This window comes from Amorphoplanes friuliensis DSM 7358 (assembly GCF_000494755.1).
In the GTDB taxonomy this organism is placed as follows: Bacteria; Actinomycetota; Actinomycetes; order Mycobacteriales; family Micromonosporaceae; genus Actinoplanes; species Actinoplanes friuliensis.
This window is the reverse complement of the sequence record NC_022657.1, coordinates 6516762-6537500: the sequence shown is the minus strand read 5'-3', so window position 1 is coordinate 6537500 and position 20739 is coordinate 6516762. Positions and strand designations below refer to the sequence as shown.

Genomic DNA, 20739 nt, shown 5'->3' with positions numbered 1-20739 from the left:
TCTGTAGGTTAAGTTGTCAAGGGCGAACGGTGGATGCCTTGGCACCAGGAGCCGATGAAGGACGTGGGAGGCCGCGATAGGCCTGGGGGAGCTGTCAACCAAGCTATGATCCCAGGGTGTCCGAATGGGGAAACCTAGCACGAGTCATGTCGTGTTACCTGCATCTGAATTCATAGGGTGTATGGGGGGAACGCGGGGAAGTGAAACATCTCAGTACCCGTAGGAAGAGAAAACAACAGTGATTCCGTGAGTAGTGGCGAGCGAAAGCGGATCTAGCCTAAACCTGTGGCGTGTGATACCTGTCAGGGGTTACGTCATGGGGGTTGTGGGACCCAATTATCGCATCTGACAGTGTGGTGAAGAGTTATAAAGTCGCATGTTAGTCGAACGACGTGGGAAAGTCGGCCGTAGACGGTGAGAGCCCGGTAGACGAAAATGTGTGGCCTCTTTTTGGTGTTCCCGAGTAGCGGCGGACTCCTGTAATCTGCCGTGAATCTGCCAGGACCACCTGGTAAGGCTGAATACTTCCTGGTGACCGATAGCGGACGAGTACCGTGAGGGAATGGTGAAAAGTACCCCGGGAGGGGAGTGAAATAGTACCTGAAACCGTTCGCCTACAATCCGTCAGAGCCTTTCGGGGTGATGGCGTGCCTTTTGAAGAATGAGCCTGCGAGTTAGTGGCATGTGGCGAGGTTAACCCGTGTGGGGTAGCCGTAGCGAAAGCGAGTCTGAAGAGGGCGTTTTTAGTCGCATGTTCTAGACCCGAAGCGGAGTGATCTAGCCATGGGCAGGTTGAAGCGTGGGTAAGACTGCGTGGAGGACCGAACCCACCAACGTTGAAAAGTTGGGGGATGACCTGTGGTTAGGGGTGAAAGGCCAATCAAACTCCGTGATAGCTGGTTCTCCCCGAAATGCATTTAGGTGCAGCGTCGCGTGTTTCTTGCCGGAGGTAGAGCACTGGATGGTCTAGGGGGCCCACAAGCTTACCGAAATCAGCCAAACTCCGAATGCCGGTAAGTGAGAGCGTGGCAGTGAGACTGCGGGGGATAAGCTTCGTAGTCGAGAGGGAAACAGCCCAGATCACCAGCTAAGGCCCCTAAGCGTGTGCTAAGTGGAAAAGGATGTGGGGTCGCACAGACAACCAGGAGGTTGGCTTAGAAGCAGCCATCCTTTAAAGAGTGCGTAATAGCTCACTGGTCAAGTGGTTCCGCGCCGACAATGTAGCGGGGCTCAAGCACACCGCCGAAGCTGTGGGATTCACATATTAACTTAGCTTCAATCCTTGAGGTTGTTGTTCAGGTGTGTGGATCGGTAGGGGAGCGTCGTGTGGCGGGTGAAGCGGCGGAGTGATCCAGCCGTGGACGCTACACGAGTGAGAATGCAGGCATGAGTAGCGAATGAAGGGTGAGAAACCCTTCCGCCGGATGACCAAGGGTTCCAGGGCCAGGCTAATCCGCCCTGGGTGAGTCGGGGCCTAAGGCGAGGCCGAGAGGCGTAGTCGATGGATAACGGGTTGATATTCCCGTACCCGCAAAGGAGCGCCCAAGACGAACCTTTCCATGCTAACCGCTTGATTTGCCGGCGGCCTTCGGGTCAATGGTGAGGAGACCGGGACCCTGGTTGGTAGTAGTTTAGCGATGGGGTGACGCAGGAAGGTAGCTGATCCCGGCCGGTGGTTGTGCCGGGGTAAGCGTGTAGGCCGTGCCATAGGCAAATCCGTGGTGCATTAAGGCTGAGACGTGATGCCGAGCCGATTCAGGTGAAGTCAGTGATCCTATGCTGCCGAGAAAAGCCTCTAGCGATGTTCCGAGCGGCCCGTACCCCAAACCGACACAGGTGGTCAGGTAGAGAATACCGAGGCGACGGGCGAACTGTGGTTAAGGAACTCGGCAAATTGCCCCCGTAACTTAGGGAGAAGGGGGGCCGGACGCGTGAAGCCCCTTGCGGGTGGAGCGTGGTATGGCCGCAGAGAGCAGGGGGAAGCGACTGTTTACTAAAAACACAGGTCCATGCCAAGTCGTAAGACGATGTATATGGACTGACGCCTGCCCGGTGCTGGAACGTTAAGGGGACCTGTTAGCCGGCAACGGCGAGGCGGAGAACTTAAGCGCCAGTAAACGGCGGTGGTAACTATAACCATCCTAAGGTAGCGAAATTCCTTGTCGGGTAAGTTCCGACCTGCACGAATGGCGTAACGACTTCCCCACTGTCTCAACCACAGGCCCGGCGAAATTGCAGTACGAGTAAAGATGCTCGTTACGCGCGGCAGGACGGAAAGACCCCGGGACCTTTACTATAGCTTGACATTGGTATCCGAATGTAATTGTGTAGGATAGGTGGGAGCCTGTGAAGTCCGGACGCCAGTTCGGGTGGAGGCAATCTTGAAATACCACTCTGTTGGATTTGGGTATCTAACTTGCGGCCCTGATCGGGTCGAGGGACAGTGTCTGGTGGGTAGTTTAACTGGGGCGGTTGCCTCCTAAAAGGTAACGGAGGCGCCCAAAGGTTCCCTCAGCCTGGTTGGCAATCAGGTGTTGAGTGTAAGTACACAAGGGAGCTTGACTGTGAGACTGACAGGTCGAGCAGGGACGAAAGTCGGGACTAGTGATCCGGCACTTGCGTGTGGAAGCGGTGTCGCTCAACGGATAAAAGGTACCCCGGGGATAACAGGCTGATCTTCCCCAAGAGTCCATATCGACGGGATGGTTTGGCACCTCGATGTCGGCTCGTCGCATCCTGGGGCTGTAGCAGGTCCCAAGGGTTGGGCTGTTCGCCCATTAAAGCGGTACGCGAGCTGGGTTTAGAACGTCGTGAGACAGTTCGGTCCCTATCCGCCGTGCGCGTTGGATACTTGAGAAGGGCTGTCCCTAGTACGAGAGGACCGGGACGGACGAACCTCTGGTGTGCCAGTTGTCCCGCCAGGGGCACGGCTGGTTGGCTACGTTCGGAAGGGATAACCGCTGAAAGCATCTAAGCGGGAAGCTCGCTTCGAGATGAGGTATCCCACCACCTTGAGTGGGTAAGGCTCCCAGCTAGACTACTGGGTTGATAGGCCGGAGATGTAAGCCTAGTAATAGGTTCAGTCGACCGGTACTAATAGGCCGAGGGCTTAACTACCCTAAACTTTGTGCTACGCGTCCACTGTGTGATTCACAGCAAACAACCACCCCAAGTGTTTTGGGTTGGATGGTTGTGTCGCTGATAGCTGTTTCGGTGGTTATAGCGGAGGGGAAACGCCCGGTCTCATTCCGAACCCGGAAGCTAAGCCCTCCAGCGCCGATGGTACTGCACTCGGGAGGGTGTGGGAGAGTAGGACGCCGCCGGACTCAACGTACAGTCGAGGGCCTTCCCCATTGGGGTTGGCCCTCGACTGCTTTTGTGCGTCCGGCCCCTAGTAGCGTTGGATGGGCTCGCGCGCAGCGCCCCCATCAGCAAGTTGATCCACCCCGTTGTGAACCTTGATGTGCTCCGGCGGCCCCGTGAACTGAGGGCCACGCCGAACTTGGAAGGACTTGACCCGTGAACCCAGGACCGCAGGACGGCGGCTCCAGCAACCGCGACGACGAAGGCCGGAACGGCCGCGGTCGCGACGGAGGCTCCGACGCGAACCCCCGTGGTGACCGGGGAGACCGAGCCCCGCGCAGCGAAGGCGGCTTCCGCTCCGGCAGCGATCGGGGCGCCCCGCGCAGCGGCGACCGTGACCGCGGCGGTTACTCCGGCGGCGGCAACCGCGCCGGCGGCGACCGGGGCGGCTACCAGGGTGGCGGCGACCGCGGTGGTTACCGCGGCAGCAGCGACCGTCCCCAGGGTGGTGGCTCCCGTGGCGGTGGTGACCGTCCCCAGGGCGGCGGGTTCCGCAGTGGTGGTGACCGTCCGCAGGGTGGTGGCTTCCGTAGTGGTGGCGACCGTGACCGTGGTGGTTACCAGGGTGGCGGCGACCGGGGCGGCTTCCGTGGCGGCGACCGCGACCGCGGTGGTTCGTCCGGCGGCTATCAGGGTGGCGGCGACCGTGGTGGTTACCGCGGCAGCGGCGACCGTCCCCAGGGCGGTGGCTTCCGTAGCGGTGGTGATCGTCCGCAGGGTGGCGGCTTCCGTAGCGGTGGCGACCGTGACCGTGGTGGTTACCAGGGCGGCGGCGACCGCGGCGGCTTCCGTGGCGGAGATCGTCCCCAGGGTGACCGTCCCCAGGGTGGCGGCTTCCGCAGTGGTGGCGACCGTCCCTCGGGCGGCGACCGTGGTGGCTATCAGGGTGGTGGCGACCGGGGCGGATACCGCGGTGGTGACCGTCCGCAGGGTGACCGTCCCCAGGGTGGCGGCTTCCGCAGTGGTGGCGACCGTCCCTCGGGCGGCGACCGTGGTGGTTACCAGGGCGGTGGCGACCGTGGCGGCTTCCGTAGTGGTGGTGACCGTGACCGTGGTGGTTACCAGGGTGGCGGCGACCGCGGTGGGTTCCGTGGCGGCGATCGTCCCTCGGGCGGCGACCGTGGCGGGTACCAGGGTGGTGGCGACCGGGGCGGATACCGCGGTGGTGACCGTCCGCAGGGTGGTGGCTTCCGTAGTGGTGGCGACCGTGACCGTGGTGGCTATCAGGGTGGCGGCGACCGCGGCGGCTTCCGTGGCGGCGACCGTCCCCAGGGCGACCGTCCTCAGGGTGACCGTCCCCAGGGCGGTGGCTTCCGTAGCGGTGGCGACCGCGGCGGCTATCAGGGCGGCGGCGACCGCGGTGGGTTCCGTGGTGGCGACCGTCCCTCGGGCGGCGACCGTGGCGGGTACCAGGGTGGCGGCGACCGCGGCGGCTTCCGCAGTGGTGGCGACCGTGACCGTGGTGGTTACCAGGGTGGCGGCGACCGCGGCGGGTTCCGGGGCGGAGACCGCTCCGAGGGTGGCCCGCGCAGCAGCTTCCAGGGCGGGTCCGGTGGTGGCTACCGCGGCGACCGGCCCCAGGGTGACCGTCCGCAGGGCGACCGTGGCGGGTACCAGGGTGGTGGCGACCGGGGCGGCTTCCGTAGCGGTGGTGACCGGCCGGGCAACCGCACCGGTGGCGGCTACCGCGGTGACCGTGACCGTCCGCAGGGCGACCGTCCGCAGAGTGACCGTCCCCAGGGCGGCGGCTTCCGTGGTGGCGACCGTGACCGTGGTGGTTACCAGGGTGGTGGCGACCGGGGTGGCTTCCGCACCGACCGCGCCCCCCGCGAGGACCGTGGACCGCGCGAGGACCGTGGACCGCGCGACGGCGGCTTCCGCTATGACCGCGGACCGCGTGACGACCGTGGACCCCGGGACGACCGTGGACCGCGCGACGATCGCGGACCCCGTGACGATCGCGGACCGCGTGATGACCGTGGGGCCCGGGACGACCGCGGACCACGCGACGAGCGTTCGCGTGACGACCGTGGGCCTCGGGGTGAGGGCACGTTCGTCGAGCGCGAAGAGCAGGCCGCCTTCCAGGCGCCCGAGCTTCCCGAGGACATTGCGGCGACCGACCTCGACAAGGAGGTGCGCTCCGAGCTGCTGAGCCTCTCGCGGGACACCGCCGACCGGGTGGCACGGCACCTCGTGGCCGCCGGGCAGATCATCGACGAGGACTCGGAGCTGGCGCTTCAGCACGCCATCGCGGCCCGGCGCCTCGCGTCGCGAATCGCGGTTGTGCGGGAAGCCGTCGGGCTGGCCGCGTACGCCGCGGGGGACTGGACCACGGCGATCGCGGAGCTGCGGACGTACCATCGGATGACGGGCCGGCAGACCCACCTGGCCGAGCTGGCCGACTGTGAGCGGGCGCTGGGACGGCCGGAACGGGCGATCGATCTTTACCGGGGTGCCGACAAGGAGACCCTGGACAAGGACGGTGCGATCGAGCTCCTGATCGTGGCGGCCGGCGCCCGTGGTGACCTCGGTCAGCACGAGGCGGCCGTGGCGATGCTGCAGGTGCGCGAGCTGACCTCGGACGAGAACGCCGAGTGGGCGGTCCGGCTGCGGTACGCCTACGCCGACGCGCTGCTGGCCGCCGGCCGGCGCGACGAGGCGCGGGAGTGGTTCGCCCGGGCGGCTGCCGCCGACCAGGACAGCCTGACCGACGCGGCCGAGCGTCTGCTCGAACTCGACGGCGTCACCATCGAGGGTGACGACAACGACGACGACGAGGAAGAGCTCGCCGAGGCCACCGCCTCCGCTGCCGACGTCGACGACGACGAGCAGGGTTCCGGCGACGAGCAGGTCGAGGACGAGAGCCAGCCCGGCGAGGCGTTCCTCGACGACAACGTGGCCGACGACGATGACGCCCTCGACGAGGATGACGAGGACGATCTGGTGGTCGAGGCCAAGGCGGACGACGACCTGGTCGACGCCGCGGAGGGTGACGAGGACCTCGACGAGAACCCCGAGGACGCCGACGTCGCCGACGAGGACCTGAGCCGGACCGAGCCCGCCGCCGACGTGGCGAAGGGTGACAAGGAGACCGGGGCGTGAGCCTGGTCGAGACGTACGACCTGGTCATCTTTGACCTGGACGGCGTCATCTACCTGATCGACAAGCCGATCGACGGTGCGGCCGAGGCGGTCGAGCGACTGCGCTCGGCCGGCACGGCGATCGCGTACGCGACGAACAACGCGTCGCGGCGCGCCGCCGACGTCGCCGCCCTGCTCGAGGGCATGGGCGTGTCCGCCGCCGCCGGCGAGGTCCTCACCTCGGCCGGCGCGTCGGCCGCGATGCTCGCCGAGCGGCTGCCCGCGGGTGCGCCCGTGCTGGTGGTCGGGGCGGAGGCGCTGCGGGCCGAGGTCCGCGACGCCGGCCTGACCGTGGTGGACAAGCTCGAGGACAAGCCGGTCGCCGTGGTGCAGGGCTTCGGCCCGGACGTCGGCTGGAAGCTCCTCGCCGAGGCGTCGCTGGCCGTTCGTGCCGGTGCGCTGTGGATGGCGACCAACACCGACCGGACCCTGCCGAGCCCGCGGGGTCCGCTGCCGGGCAACGGTTCGCTGGTCGGCGTCCTGCGCACGGCCCTGAACCGCGAGCCGGACGTGGTCGTGGGCAAGCCGGCACCGGCGCTGTTCGAGACGGCGGCGTCGCTGTCGAAGTCGCAGCGTCCGCTGGCCGTCGGCGACCGCCTCGACACCGACATCGAGGGTGCGGTCGGTGCCGGCATGGACAGCTTGCTCGTGCTGACCGGTGTCAGTGGCCCCGCCGAGCTGCTCCAGGCGCCGCCGGAGCGTCGCCCGACGTTCGTGTCGGCCGACCTGTCGGGTCTGTTCGGCGACGCCGACGCCGCCCGCATCCCGGTCACCGCCGACACCCTCGGCGGCTGGCAGGTGGCGGACGGCAAGCTCACCGGATCGGGTACGCCGGTGGATGCCCTGCGCCTGCTCACCGGCGTGTACTGGAACGGTGGTGAGGTCAAGGCCTGCTCCGACGAGGCCCGCGACCTGCTCACCGGCTGGGGTCTGCCCGCCTGATCGACGCTTCACCGACGGCCTGTTCCGCGCCCCCACCCGGGGCGCGGGACAGGCCGTCTGTCGTCAAGCGCGTCAGCGCTAGTCGACCAGACCGGACTGGTACGCGAAGACGACGAGCTGGGCGCGGTCGCGGGCCTGGAGTTTGACCATCGCCCGGCTGACGTGGGTGCGGGCCGTGGCTGGGCTCACTACCAGGCGTGAGGCGATCTCCTCGTTGTTGAGACCTTCACCGACCAGGCCCACGATCTCCCGTTCGCGCTCGGTGAGGGCGCCCAGCCGCGGGTGCGGGCGCAGCACCCGCGCCGGCCGCGACGCGAACTCCCGGACAACCCGGCGCGTGACCGACGGCGACAGCAACGCCTCACCCGCCGCCACGAGGTGGATGGCCCGGATCAGCTCGGCGGGCTTGGTGTCCTTGGTGAGAAAGCCGCTGGCGCCGTGCCGCAGGGCGTCGAAGACGTAGGCGTCGATCTCGAACGTGGTCAGCACGATCACCCGGGTCCCGGTCAGCTCCGGGTCCGCGGCGATCCGGCGGGTGGCCTCGATGCCGTCGATGCCGGGCATCCGCACGTCCATCAGCACCACGTCGGGAAGCTCCTTCCGGGTGACCTCGACGGCGTCGAGCCCGTCGGCGGCCTCACCGGCGACAACCAGGCCGTCCTCGCTCTCCAGCAGCGCCCGCAACCCGATCCGCACCAGGTCCTGGTCGTCGGCGATGACCACCCGGACAGGCCTTCCCCCGGCGCCGCTCACGGCACGGCCTTCGTCCGTCGGTGGTGGTGTGCGGATGTCATCGCGCGCCCGGGGGCGTGGAGTTCACGGTGTTGCCTCCGTCTGGTCGGGATGGCTGCGGTGCTCATCGTGCGTTGCCATGCAGTCCGGTGATTGGCCGTCGATGGGGATCAAGGGGGAACCGGGAGTTCGGCGGTGACGGTGAAGCCGCCCTCGGGGGTGGGGCCCGCGGAGAGGGAGCCGCCGAGGGCGGAGACGCGTTCCTGCATGCCGGACAGGCCGTGGCCCGGGGTGACGGTGGGGTAGGCGTCGCGGCCGGTGTCGTTGACCGAGACGGTGACGTGGTCGTCGGTGCGCGTGATCGAAACCGATGCCGAGGCGGGGCCTGCGTGGCGCAGGACGTTGGTCAGGGACTCCTGCACGATGCGGTAGGCCGCCAGGTCGATCGCCACCGGCAGGTTGGCCAGCGGCCCGATCACATCGACCTTCACCGGGACGCCCACGGCACGGGTGCGGTCGACCAGGGCGGGCAGGCGGGCCAGGCCGGCGACCGGCGAACGGTCGTCGAAGTCGTCGCCGCGGCGGACGGCACCGAGGGTCGCGCGCAGTTCATCGAGGGACTCACGGCTGGTGCGGCTGATCGCGGCGAGAGCAGCCTCCACCGGCGAGGGCTGCGAGGGCTGCGTAGGTTGCGTGGCCTGCGAGGGCTGCGAGGGCTGCGAGGGCTGCGAGGGCTGCGAGGGCTGCGAGGGCTGCGAGGGCTGCGAGGGCTGCGAGGGCTGCGAGGGCTGCGAAGGTTGCGGGGGCAGCGGGGGCTGGGAAGGTTGCGGGGCCAGCGGGGCCTGTGAGGACTGCTTGGCCAGCAGGTGTAGGGCGATCTCCGCTTGCATCGTGATGGCTGCTAGGCCGTGGCCGACGACGTCGTGGACCTCCTGGGCTACGCGCAGGCGTTCGGCGTCGGCTTGGCGGCGGGCTTCGTCGCGGCGGCTCTGGAGCTGTTGCTCGCGTCCGGAGCGGACTGTCACGCCGACTGCGAGGGGGCCGGCGATCCAGGCCAGCTGGGGGATCACTGCGTCCAGTCCGAGGCCGCCGCCGGTCAGGCCGCCGATGGCGACTGCGGCGTACACCGCGGAGGCGGCGATGGCGGCCTGGCGGAACGGGCGGTGCGCCCCGACGGTGTAGACCGCCACGGCCAGGCTGAGCAGGATCGGCCCGAACGGGTAGCCGCCCACCAGGTAGACGCTGACCGCCGCCGCGCAGACCGTCAGGGCCGTGGTCGGGGCCAGCCGCCGCAACGCCATGGCGAGCGCTGCCGTGATCACCAGGGCGTAGGCCCACGCGGAGATCGACGTGATGTCCTGGTTGCGGCCGGCGGGTGCCGTGCCGACCAGACCGATGGCCAGCAGTCCCGTGGCCAGCAGCCCGTCGAGCAGGTAGCTCCGCGCACCTCTCATGGCGTTCACAGGATGTCACGACGGCGCAGCAGCAGGCCGCCCAGCGCGGCGAAGGCCAGCAGGTAGGCGATCAGGACCACCACCGCCTGCCCGCTGCCGACGACGGCCTCGACGCCGGGGGTGTCCGCGCCGGCTCCTAGCGCGGCGACCAGGGAGCCGGCGTTCGGGCCGGGCAGGACCTTCTGGGCCTGGGCGACCCAGTCGAGCAGGGGTGCGGCGATCAGCGCGAGCAGGTTCTGCACGGCGAGCAGCCAGACCAGGCCCAGGCCGACCGGCAGTGCCACGCCGCGCAGGGCGATGCCGAGCAGCGTGCCGAAGACCGTCCACATCGCCGCGATGAGCCAGCCGGCGGCGATGCCGGCCAGCAGGTCACCGGCGCCCGGCCAGCTGATCGCCCGGTCCTCGGCCAGGGCGATGACCACACTGGCCAGCGCGCCGGCGGCGAAGACGCTGAGCACCCCGGCCAGGGCCGCCCCAACGACGGTGACGAGTTTGGCGGCGTGGACCCGCAGGCGGGACGGGTCCTGGGTCAGCACGGTCTTCCAGGTGCCCGAGGCGTATTCGCCGCCGGCCGTGAGCACACCGAGGATCAGCATCAGCGCGCCCAGGAAGACCGGCAGACCACCGATCGAGTTGCCCACCAGCTGATCCGGCAGCAGCGCCGCCAGGCCGCGGTCGGCGCGCGGGCCGCCGGTGCCGCCCGCGTAACCGGCCCACGGGATCAGGTAGGTGAAGGTCAGGCTCAGGACGACCGCGATCGCGAGCAGGGCCCAGGTCGCCGGGCGGCGTACGAGTTTGAGGGTCTCGGCGCGCAGGTGGTCAGTCATTGCCGTTGCCTCCGGTCAGGGCGAAGAAGGCCTGTTCCAGGCTGCGTTCCTCGGGGCGCAGCTCGCTGACTGCGATGCCCGCGCCGACCAGTGTGGCGTTCACCTCGGCCGCGCGGTCTGGTGTGACGGCCAGATCGAGGCCGCCGTCGGTGATGCGGACGGCGGCCGCGCCGAGCAGGGTTCGGGCGCGGGCCGCGGCGGCGTCCAGGGGAGTGGCGACCAGCCGCAGCGTGCGGTCACCGCGCAGCTCGGCGACGGTGCTCTCGGCGATCAGCCGCCCGCCCGCGATGATGCCGACGCGATCGCACAGCTCCTGGACCTCGGTCATCAGGTGGTTGGAGAGCAGCACCGTGCAGCCGGACGCACCGAGGCGGCGCACGAGCAGCCGCATGTCCGCCATCCCGGCCGGGTCGAGACCGTTGGTGGGCTCGTCGAGGATCACCAGGCGCGGGTCCTTGAGCAGGGCGGCGGCCACACCGAGACGCTGCTTCATGCCGAGCGAATAGGTGCTGTAGCGGTCGCGGGCGCGGCCGGTCAGGTCGACCTGCTCGAGCACCACGGCGACCCGGTCCGGTGTGACACCGGCATGACGGGCCATCACCCGCAGGTTGTCGCGGCCGCTGAGATAGGGATAGAAGGCCGGCCCCTCGATGAGGGCCCCGACGCCGTCGAGGCGCCCGGGTGGTTCGCCGAACAGCCGCACCTCACCCGCCGTCGGGCGGATCAGGCCGAGCAGCATGCGCAGGGTGGTGGTCTTGCCGGCACCGTTCGGGCCGAGGAAGCCGTAGACCTCGCCCGCGTGCACGGTCAGGTCCAGCGTGTCGACGGCGGTCAGGGCGCCGAAGCGTTTGGTGAGGCCGCGCGTCTCGACCGGTGGTGTCATGGGAGCCATCGTGGCCCCTGCCGCCGGGCGGCCGCGTCGTCCTCAGTGCGGGTTCTCGCGTACGCCTCCCGACGTACACGAGGGTGGGTCTAGAGGAGTTTGCGCAGCTTGAGCAGGTCGAAGGGGTTGGCCTTGATCGAGACCTGGCGGGACGCGACGGCCTTGGTCACGTCGAGCTTGCCGGTCACCAGGGCGATCAGGTCGTCGCTGGCGGCGGTCAGGGCGATCTTGGCCTTCGGGTCGTCGCCGTCGGTGATGTCGACCAGGCGGCCGCCGGTGAGCCGGGCGTGGAACGCCGTGCCGAGATCGGTCACGCGGCAGGCGAGGGTGCGGTCCAGATCGAGCTTGCCGCGGGTCTCCGCGTTGGCGTCCAGCCGGGCGGCAAGATCGTGCAATGCCTGCCGGCACTCGTCCACGCTGGCCACTTCGGTTACCTCCTGGTGCGACACGACCTCGACGCACCGCACGGTACCCCAATGCACCTGCGGGTAAGCCCGGTAGCGTGACAGCTGCGAAAAGCGTGGCGGGAGTTGGAGAGGAGCGACACATGCAGGACGCATGGCGGGCGTATCTGGAGCTGGCGCTCGGATTGACCGAGGCCCCCCGTAAGAAGGCCCAGCAGGTCGCGGGCGACCTGGTCAACCGCGGCGGCGCAACGGCGGTGCAGTTGCAGGGCCTGGTCGAGGACCTGATGTCGACCGGCGTGGCCAACCGCGAGGCGCTGACCAACATCGTGCGCTACGAGGTGGACCGTGCGCTCGGCCTCGTGGGGCTGGCGACGGCCGACGAGGTGTCCGACCTGACCACGCGTGTGCGTGACCTGGAGCGGCAGCTGCGCGAGGCGCGCTCGGGTGCCGCAGAGGCCGACGAGGTGACGCTGGCCGAGCCGGGCCCGGCCGAGGTGGTTCCGCCGGCGAAGAAGGCCGTGGCCAAGAAGGCGGTCGCGAAGAAGGCGGTCAAGGCGACCCCGAACGCGATGCCCGCGGCAGCGGCGGCACCGGCGAGCAACGCGCCGGTAAAGACGGCACCGGCCAACGCGCCAGTCAAGACGGCCAAGACGGCTGCGAAGTCGGCACCGCCGGCGAAGAAGGCAGCGGGCACGACCACGTCGGCGGAGACGCCGGCCGGGACCGCGGCCGCGCCGACCGCGGCGGTGAAGGAAGCCGCGGCCGCGACCGAGCTGCCGCCGGCCAGGAAGACCGCCGCCAAGAAGGTCCCGGCGAAGAAGGCGGTCGCCAAGAAGACGGCGCCGGCCGCCGAGGTGACGCCCGCGACCGTGGCCTCCAACGTCGCCCCGGGCAAGACCGCCAAGGCCGCGAAGGCCACCGTCGCCAAGAAGGCGGCTCGCAAGTCCACTGACCCCGCCGCGCCGGAGGCCACGCCGTGACGTACCCGAACCAGCAGCCGCCCGTGAACCCGCGTCCGGGCCCGCCGTCCGGCGGTTTCCGCCCGGGACCGCCCCCGGGAGGCTTCCGCCCGGGCCCGCCGCAGCCCCAGGCTCAGCCCCAGGCCCCGGCCTACCGCCCCGAGCCGCAGCACAGCCCGCAGCAGCCCCAGCAGTACAGCCCGCAGCAGCCCCCGGCGGTCAGCCCGCCGGACGGTGGCGGCACCGGCCATCCCGCCGTCGACGCCGTGCTGCAGTCGCTGGCCAATGCCGCCGCCCTCGCCCCGGCCGACCAGATCGCCGAGTACGAGGCTGCGCATCAGGTGCTGCAGGAGACTCTGGCGAGCATCGACCGCTGAGCCCGTACCGATGAGAAGGTTTTGATCTGATGGCCCGCCGTGCGCGTCTCGACACCGAGCTCGTCCGCCGCAAGCTGGCCCGGTCGCGGGAGCAGGCGGCCTCGCTGGTCGCGGCCGGCCGCGTGCAGGTGCGTGGCACCGTGGCGCAGAAGGTCGCCACGATGATCGACCCCGCCGATCCGGTGATCGTGACCGGCGACGATCCGGCCACTGAGTACGTGTCCCGGGGCAGCCACAAGCTCGCCGGGGCGCTCGCGGCCTTCGACGGCCTGGTGGTCAAGGGGCGGCGCTGCCTGGACGCGGGCGCCTCCACCGGGGGTTTCACCGACGTGCTGCTGCGCGAGGGCGCCGGGCACGTCTACGCCGTCGACGTCGGCTACGGGCAGCTGGCCTGGCCGTTGCGCACCGATGAGCGGGTTTCTGTCATGGAACGCACCAATGTGCGCACTCTGACACCCGACATGCTCGGCGGGCCGGTCGATCTCACGGTGGCGGATCTGTCGTTCATCTCGTTGCGGCTGGTGCTGCCCGCGCTGGCCGCCTGCACCGGGCCCGACGGTGATCTCGCGCTGATGGTCAAGCCGCAGTTCGAGGTCGGCAAGGAACGTGTCGGCTCCGGCGGGGTCGTGCGCGATCCGCTGCTGCGGGCCGAGGCGGTCCTCGACGTGGCCGCCACCGGCGCTCAGCTGGGGCTGGGTGTCGCCGGGGTCGCCGCGAGCCCGCTGCCGGGGCCGAGCGGGAACGTCGAGTTCTTCCTGTGGTTCCGTCGCGGTGCGCCGCCCGCGGACGAGAGTCACGTCCAGGCCGTGGTCGCCGCCGGCCCGTCCGGCGCGGTAGCCTCCGCCGGGCCGGCATTGCCGCCGGTTTCGCCCCCTCTGGAGGATTCGTGACGCGGTCCGCGTTGTTGGTCACCCACACCGGTCGACGGCAGAGCACACAGCATGCCCAGACCGTTGCCCGTGATCTGGTCGAGGCCGGTTTTGAGGTACGCGTCATCGCGCAGGAGGTCGCCGACCTCGAGCTGCCCGCCGGTGTGACCCCTGTCGACGACCCGACGGCCGCGGAGGGCGCCGAGATCGTCATCGCGCTCGGTGGCGACGGGACGTTCCTGCGCGCCGCCGAGCTGGCCCGCCCGGCCAAGACGCCGCTGCTCGGGGTCAACCTCGGCAAGGTCGGCTTCCTGGCCGAGGCCGAGCTGAGCACGATCGACCAGACGGTGCGCGACATCGTCGCCGGCGACTACACCGTGGACGAACGCCTCACCCTCGACGTCCGCGCCGAGTACGACGGGCGGCTCATCGCCGACTCGTGGGCGCTCAACGAGGTCAGCGTCGAGAAGGGCCAGCGGGCCCAGATGCTCGAGCTGCTCGTCGACGTCGACGGCCGGCCCCTGTCGCGGTACGGCTGCGACGGTGTCGTGTGCGCCACACCGACGGGTTCCACCGCGTACGCGTTCTCCGGTGGTGGCCCGGTCGTCTGGCCCGAGGTCGAGGCGCTGCTGCTGGTGCCGATCAGCGCGCACGCGCTCTTCAGCAAGCCGCTGGTGACGGCGCCGACGTCGGTGTTCGTGCTGACCGTCGACCCGTACACGTCCTTCGCGGTGCTGTGCTGCGACGGGCGCCGGACCTGGGATCTGCCGCCTGGTGCGCAGGTCACGGTCCAGCGCGGGGAGCTTCCGGTACGCCTGGTCCGGCTCGCGCCGCGGCCGTTCACCGACACGCTGGTGGCGAAGTTCGGTCTGCCGGTGGACGGCTGGCGGGGGAATCGACGCTGATCGAGCAGTAACCGTGGCCGGGCCCGGCCCGCACCCGTTCGCAGGCCGGCCGCCCGGTCCGCTGCGTCGCGAACAGATCTCGGCGGCCGGGTGCGGTGGGCAATTGTCGGTGGGCACCGATACCCTTCGGCCTGTGCTGGAGGAACTGCGCATCACCGGGCTCGGCGTCATCGACGACACGACGCTGCGGCTGACCACGGGCATGAATGCCATCACCGGTGAGACCGGTGCCGGCAAGACGATGGTGGTGACCGGGCTCGGACTGCTCTTCGGTGGCCGCGCCGACGCCGGCCGGGTGCGCGCCGACCCCGGACGTGCCGTGGTCGAGGGACGGCTGCGCCTCGAGGGCACGCTGGGTGACGCGGTGCAGACGCGCATCACCGACGCCGGTGGCGAGATGGACGACGACGGTTCGGTGCTGCTCAGCCGCACGGTGACCATCGAGGGCCGCTCGCGGGCGCACGTCGGTGGCCGCAGCATGCCGGTGGCGATGCTCGGCGAGGTCGGCGAGCAGGTCGTGGCCGTGCACGGGCAGTCCGACCAGCTGCGCCTGCTGCGCCCGTCGGAGCAGCGCGCGGCGCTCGACCGTTTTGCCGGTCCCGAGCACGAGAAGCTGCTGGAGACCTACCGGGAGTCGTTCGCCCGCTGGCGGGCCGTGGTCGAGGATCTGGCCGACCGCCGCCGCCACGCCCGCGAGCGCAACCAGGAGGCCGACCTGCTCACCCTGGGTCTCGACGAGATCAGCCGGGTCGACCCGCAGCCCGGTGAGGACGACGACCTGCGCGCCGAGGTGCAGCGACTCGAGCACGCCGAGGGTCTGCGTACGGCCGCGGCACTGGCCGCCCAGGCGCTCGCCGGTGGGGAAGAGGCCACCGAGGAGACCCCCGACGCGACGTCGCTGCTGGGCACCGCCCGGCGCACGCTGGAAGCGCAGGCCACGGTGGATCCGGCTCTGGGGGAGCTCGCCGCCCGCGTCGAGGAGGCCGCCACCCTCGTGGGTGACGTCTCCGCGGAGCTGTCGGCCTACCTCAGCGCGCTGGACGCCGACCCGGCCCGCCTCGAGGTCATCTACGAACGACGGGCGGCGCTGCGCGCACTGACCCGCAAATACGCCGACGATGTCGAGGGCGTCATCGCCTGGGCGGAGAACGCCCGCACCCGGCTGGCCGCCCTGGACAACTCCGACGAGCTGCTCGAGGAGCTCGACAAGGAACGTGTCCGTCTCGCGGCGAGCGTCGGCGAGCTGGCCGGGCGGCTGACCGCCGCCCGCGTCGAGGCCGCCGGGCGCTTCGCCGGACAGGTCAGCGTCGAGCTGGCCGGTCTGGCCATGCCGCACGCACGGGTCGAGATCGCGGTGCAGCCGCGGGTGCCCGGCCGTGACGAGCCGACCGTGACCGTCGACGGCTCCGAGGTGGCCGTCGGCCCCGACGGCGGCGACGACATCGAGCTGCGGCTTATCGCCCATCCCGGTGCACCGGCCCTGCCGCTGCAGAAGGGTGCGTCCGGCGGTGAGCTGTCGCGGGTCATGCTGGCCATAGAGGTCGTCTTCGCCGGTGCCGGTGGCCCGCCGACGCTGGTCTTCGACGAGGTCGACGCCGGTGTCGGTGGTCAGGCCGCGGTCGAGATCGGCCGCCGGCTGGCCCGGCTGGCCCGCACCCACCAGGTATTGGTCGTGACGCACCTGCCGCAGGTGGCCGCGTTCGCCGACCGGCACCTGGTCGTCGCCAAGGACACCGGCGGCGCGATCACCACCAGCGGGGTGCGCATCGTCGAGGAGACCGAGCGGGCGCGCGAGCTGGCCCGGATGCTGGCCGGTCTGCCCGACTCCGACCTGGGTATCGCGCACGCGGAGGAGTTGCTCGCGGTCGCCGACCGGGAAAAGCGCGGCTGATCGTGCGCAACCGCCCGGCGCGGCAAGCCGTGTCCCGGCGTGCGGTCGAGGCCGTGACCGCAGGCGGGTCGGCGTGAAGGCGGTTCAGGCGTATCGGTTCGCGCTTGATCTCACTCCCGGTCAGGAACGTGACGTCCTCGCGCATGCCGGGGCTGCCCGGGTCGCGCACAACTGGGCATTGGCCAGGGCCAAGGCGGTGATGGACCAACGGACAGCCGAGAGTTCCTACGGCGTGCCCGGCGAGTTGCTGACGCCGCCTTTGTCCTGGTCGCTCGCCGGGCTGCGTAAGGCGTGGAACCAGGCAAAACCACAGGTGGCGCCGTGGTGGCCCGAGGTGTCCAAAGAGGCGTTCAACACCGGACTGGACGCACTGGCCCGCGGCCTGAAGAACTGGGCCGGCTCCCGCACCGGCACACGCGCTGGGCGGCCGGTCGGTTTCCCCCGGTTCAAGTCCCGGCGCCGCACCACACCATCGGTGCGGTTCACGACCGGGTCGATCCGGGTCGAGCCCGACCGCATGCACGTCGTCCTCCCGCGGCTGGGCCGGTTGAAGCTGCACGAGTCGGCCCGCAAACTCGCCCGGCGCCTCGACCTTGGGACCGCGCGGATCATGTCCGCCACGGTGCGTCGTGACCGGGGACGCTGGCACGTGTCGTTCACCGTCGAGGTCGAGCGGGCCGAACACATACCGGCCCGGCCCGCCAGCGTGGTCGGTGTCGACGTCGGGATCAAAACCCTCGCCGTGCTGTCCACCGGCGAACTCATCGACAACCCGCGGCACCTCGTGGCCGCGCAGCAGCGGATGCGCTCGCTTGCCCGGGCCCTGTCGCGCAAGACCGGACCGGACCGGCGTACCGGCCGCCGCCCGTCGAAACGCTGGGAACAGGCCGCGGCCCGGCTCGGAGGTGCGCACACCCGGGTGAGTAATCTGCGCCGCGACGGGCTGCACAAGCTGACCACCCGCCTCACCCGCGAGCACCACACGATCGTGGTCGAGGACCTCAACGTCACCGGCATGCTGCGCAACCGTCGCCTGGCCCGGCATATCGCCGACGCCGGGTTCGCCGAGATCCGCCGCCAGCTCGCTTACAAGACCGGGTGGAACGGCGGCCGGCTGCTGATCGCCGACCGCTGGTATGCATCCTCGAAAACTTGCTCGGCATGCGGCACGGTGAAAGCCAAGCTGGCCCTGTCCGAGCGCGAGTACCACTGCCAGGCATGCGGCCTGATCATCGACCGCGACCGCAACGCCGCACTCAACCTGGCCGCCCTCGCGGCGCAGTTCGACACCGCCGGGAGTGGCCCGGTGGCAGGACGTGGAGCCGACCAGAAGCCCCGCACACGCGGGCAGGTGGCTACGAAGCGTCAACCCGGCACGACACCAGTCGGTTAGACCGGGACCGTCCCTCCGCAAGGCGGGACTACCAACCGTGTGCTCACTAAAGCGCACTGAAAGGTAACGGCTCGCGAACGGTGACAACGACGACGACAAGAACCCCCATCACCACCACCGCCGCTCCGAGTGACGGCAATTTGTCGCATTTGTTGGTGACCTTGTGCATGTCGCGTGAGTGACGGGTGAACAGGCATGTCAGGATGGCATGGATGCGACTTCCCACCTTGCGCCGGACCCGGAGCGTCGAACCGGGAGCCTTCTCCGGCACCGCCCGCCTCGATCGCCGGACCAAGCGCCTGGTCGGACGACTGCGCCCCGGCGACATCGCGATCATCGACCACGTCGACATCGACCGGGTCGCCGCCGACTCGCTGGTCGCCGTCGGCGTCGCCGCGGTACTCAACGTCAAGCCCTCGATCTCCGGGCGCTATCCGAACCTCGGTCCCGAGGTCCTGATCCAGGCCGGCATCGTGCTCATCGACGACCTGGGCGAAGAAGTCTTCGACCGGATCAACGAGGGCGACCTGATCAGCATCGAGGGCGACACGGTGCTGCTCGACGGCGAACCCGTGGCCACCGGCATCCAGCAGGACACGCAGACCGTCGCCGCCGCCATGGCCGACGCCCGCGAAGGCCTGTCCGTGCAGCTCGAGGCGTTCGCCGCGAACACCATGGACTACCTCAAGCAGGAGCGCGACCTGCTGCTCGACGGCGTGGGTGTGCCCGACGTCGAGACCCAGATCTCCGGGCGCCACGTGCTCATCGTCGTGCGCGGCTACGACTACAAGGCCGACCTGGACGTGCTGCGGCCCTACATCCGCGAGTTCAAGCCGGTGCTCATCGGTGTCGACGGCGGGGCCGACGCGCTGGTCGAGACCGGGTACACCCCCGACATCATCATCGGCGACATGGACTCGGTCACCGACGACGTGCTGCGCTGCGGGGCCGAGGTGATCGTGCACGCGTACCCGGACGGGCGCGCGCCCGGGCTGGACCGTGTGCACGGGCTCGGGGTGCCGGCGGTGACCTTCCCGGCCGCCGCGACCAGCGAGGACCTGGCGATGCTGCTCGCCGACGACAAGGGCGCCACGCTGATCGTGGCCGTGGGCACCCACGCCAACCTCGTCGAGTTCCTGGACAAGGGCCGCGGCGGCATGGCCTCGACGTTCCTGACCCGGCTCAAGGTCGGCGGCAAGCTGGTCGACGCCAAGGGCGTGAGCCGGCTCTACAAGCAGAACATCTCCGGCTCGTCGCTGCTGCTGCTCGTGCTCTCCGCGGTCGCGGCGATGGCCTCGGCCGTGGCCGTCTCCACCGTCGGCCGGGCCTATCTCTCCGTGGTGTCCGAGTGGTGGGACAATCTGGTCTTCCAATTAGGACAGCTCTTCTAATCCGCGAGTGACCAAGAGGCTTTTGGCGTGATCAACTTCCGGTACCACGTGGTGTCGCTCACCGCGGTCTTCCTTGCCCTGGCCATCGGTCTGGTGGTCGGCACGGCCGCGCTCAACGGGCCGGTCGCCGACACCCTCAAGGACCGCGTCGACGCGCTGAGCAAGGACAACAGCAACTACCGCGAGCAGGCCAACCAGTACCGCGAAGAGCTCAACCGCACCCAGGACTTCGCCACCGAGGTCTCGCCCGCGCTGCTCAACGGCAAGCTCGCCGAGCGCAAGATCCTCATCGTGGTCATGCCCAGCGGCCAGGACTACGCCGAGGGTGTCACCGCGATGCTCAAGGTCGCCGGCGCCAAGATCACCGGCACGGTCACGGTCCAGGACAAGTTCTTCGACCCCGCGAATGCGTACGAGCTGCTCGACCTGGCCGACAAAGCCTCGCAGCCCACGGTGCCCGCGGAGGGCCTGCCGCTCAACAGCGACGGTGTCGAGACGTCCAGCGCCCTGCTGTCGATCGCGCTGCTGCAGCAGACGACGCCGGTGACGCCCAGCGACCTGACCGCGGTGCTGGCGGCGTACACGGAACCCAGCTATCTGTCGGTCTCCGACGACATCGTGCCGGGCGCGGAGGCGACCGTGGTCGTCTCGGGCCTGCCGCCCGTCGACCGCGACGCACCGAAGAAGAACCAGAACGCGCTGACCTTCACCACCCAGTTCGCCAACAACCGCCCACTGGTCGTCGGCGGCAACGGCATCGGCGACGGCAACCTGGTCGCCGGGGTCCGCGCCGACCCGAACCTGGTCAAGAAGATCTCCACGGTGGACAACGTCAGCACCGAGCAGGGCCGCCTCGCCACCGCGATGACGGTGATCGAGCGGGTCGTGGCCGGCAAGGTCGGCCAGTACGGTCTCTCGGCCGGCGCGACCTCCCAGATCCCCAAGGCCGCCGGCTGACCGGTCGGCGACGGTTGCGGCGGGCGGGAGCAAGTCACAAGGCTGCCGGCTGACCGGTCGGCGGGAGCAAGTCCCAAGGCTGCTGACCGGTCGGCGCTGGTTGCGCGGCCGGAAGCACGTCCCGCAGGCCGGTTGACCGGTCGGCGCCAGGGCTGCGCCACGTCCGTGACCGCACGGACCGCGTTGCGCGGGGTGGGGGCGGGCACCGCCTAGACTCGGCGGTCGGTCGCTTCAGGGTGCGGCCCGGCG

The 20739-nt window shown here is 69.6% G+C and carries 14 protein-coding genes, 2 rRNA genes and 1 pseudogene; 12 read left to right on the top strand and 5 right to left on the bottom strand.

Going from position 1 to position 20739, the window contains the following annotated elements; all coding sequences use genetic code 11:
• Positions 1–6 precede the first annotated feature (6 nt).
• The 4 genes from AFR_RS30140 (at position 7) to AFR_RS30120 (ending at position 7445) form a co-directional block, all read left to right on the top strand.
• A 23S ribosomal RNA gene (locus tag AFR_RS30140) occupies positions 7–3117 on the top strand.
• 92 nt (positions 3118–3209) lie between these two features.
• Positions 3210–3326 (top strand): 5S ribosomal RNA (rrf, locus tag AFR_RS30135).
• Positions 3327–5541: 2215 nt separating this feature from the next.
• Positions 5542–6465 carry a tetratricopeptide repeat protein gene (locus AFR_RS48500; protein WP_023560596.1) on the top strand — a complete coding sequence of 308 codons (924 nt, stop codon included), beginning with the start codon at positions 5542–5544 and terminating at the stop codon, positions 6463–6465.
• The gene (locus tag AFR_RS30120; RefSeq protein ID WP_023560595.1) at positions 6462–7445 is read left to right on the top strand and encodes an HAD-IIA family hydrolase; all 984 of its coding nucleotides are present in this window, start codon (positions 6462–6464) and stop codon (positions 7443–7445) included. The genes AFR_RS48500 and AFR_RS30120 overlap by 4 nt, the downstream gene beginning before the upstream one ends.
• 78 nt (positions 7446–7523) lie before the next feature.
• Here the strand turns inward: AFR_RS30120 and AFR_RS30115 are convergent, their stop codons facing one another.
• From AFR_RS30115 to AFR_RS30090, 5 genes are all read right to left on the bottom strand, one after another.
• The gene (locus tag AFR_RS30115; protein ID WP_041841250.1) at positions 7524–8198 is read right to left on the bottom strand and encodes a response regulator transcription factor; all 675 of its coding nucleotides are present in this window, start codon (positions 8196–8198) and stop codon (positions 7524–7526) included.
• A gap of 149 nt (positions 8199–8347) precedes the next feature.
• Positions 8348–9631, bottom strand: coding sequence for a sensor histidine kinase (locus AFR_RS44125; protein ID WP_023560593.1), 1284 nt, complete (start codon positions 9629–9631; stop codon positions 8348–8350).
• 5 nt (positions 9632–9636) lie between these two features.
• The gene (locus AFR_RS30100; RefSeq protein ID WP_023560592.1) at positions 9637–10458 is read right to left on the bottom strand and encodes an ABC transporter permease; all 822 of its coding nucleotides are present in this window, start codon (positions 10456–10458) and stop codon (positions 9637–9639) included.
• Complete coding sequence (locus AFR_RS30095; RefSeq protein WP_023560591.1) at positions 10451–11341, bottom strand: ABC transporter ATP-binding protein; 891 nt, start codon at positions 11339–11341, stop codon at positions 10451–10453. The genes AFR_RS30100 and AFR_RS30095 overlap by 8 nt, the downstream gene beginning before the upstream one ends.
• 89 nt (positions 11342–11430) lie before the next feature.
• A complete protein-coding gene (locus AFR_RS30090) occupies positions 11431–11766 on the bottom strand; it encodes an SCP2 sterol-binding domain-containing protein (RefSeq protein ID WP_023560590.1) in 336 nt (111 codons plus the stop codon).
• Positions 11767–11888: 122 nt separating this feature from the next.
• Here AFR_RS30090 and AFR_RS47335 point away from each other — a divergent pair.
• The 8 genes and pseudogenes from AFR_RS47335 to AFR_RS30050 all read left to right on the top strand — a co-directional run.
• Positions 11889–12383, top strand: a pseudogene (locus AFR_RS47335) (phasin family protein); the annotation flags it as partial.
• A gap of 341 nt (positions 12384–12724) precedes the next feature.
• Positions 12725–13084, top strand: a complete 360-nt coding sequence (locus AFR_RS30080) for a hypothetical protein (RefSeq protein ID WP_023560588.1) — start codon at positions 12725–12727, stop codon at positions 13082–13084.
• A 29-nt stretch (positions 13085–13113) separates the two neighbouring features.
• On the top strand, positions 13114–13974 hold the full coding sequence (locus AFR_RS30075; protein WP_023560587.1) for a TlyA family RNA methyltransferase: 861 nt from the start codon (positions 13114–13116) through the stop codon (positions 13972–13974).
• Complete coding sequence (locus tag AFR_RS30070) at positions 13971–14858, top strand: NAD kinase (protein ID WP_041841249.1); 888 nt, start codon at positions 13971–13973, stop codon at positions 14856–14858. Before AFR_RS30075 ends, AFR_RS30070 begins: the two co-directional genes overlap by 4 nt.
• 133 nt (positions 14859–14991) lie before the next feature.
• A complete protein-coding gene (gene recN / locus AFR_RS30065) occupies positions 14992–16749 on the top strand; it encodes a DNA repair protein RecN (RefSeq protein WP_023560585.1) in 1758 nt (585 codons plus the stop codon).
• A gap of 73 nt (positions 16750–16822) precedes the next feature.
• The gene (gene tnpB / locus AFR_RS30060) at positions 16823–18142 is read left to right on the top strand and encodes an IS607 family element RNA-guided endonuclease TnpB (RefSeq protein WP_052359509.1); all 1320 of its coding nucleotides are present in this window, start codon (positions 16823–16825) and stop codon (positions 18140–18142) included.
• 212 nt (positions 18143–18354) lie between these two features.
• Positions 18355–19533, top strand: a complete 1179-nt coding sequence (gene steA / locus AFR_RS30055; RefSeq protein WP_023560583.1) for a putative cytokinetic ring protein SteA — start codon at positions 18355–18357, stop codon at positions 19531–19533.
• 27 nt (positions 19534–19560) lie between these two features.
• Positions 19561–20490 carry a copper transporter gene (locus AFR_RS30050; protein WP_023560582.1) on the top strand — a complete coding sequence of 310 codons (930 nt, stop codon included), beginning with the start codon at positions 19561–19563 and terminating at the stop codon, positions 20488–20490.
• Positions 20491–20739 lie beyond the last annotated feature (249 nt).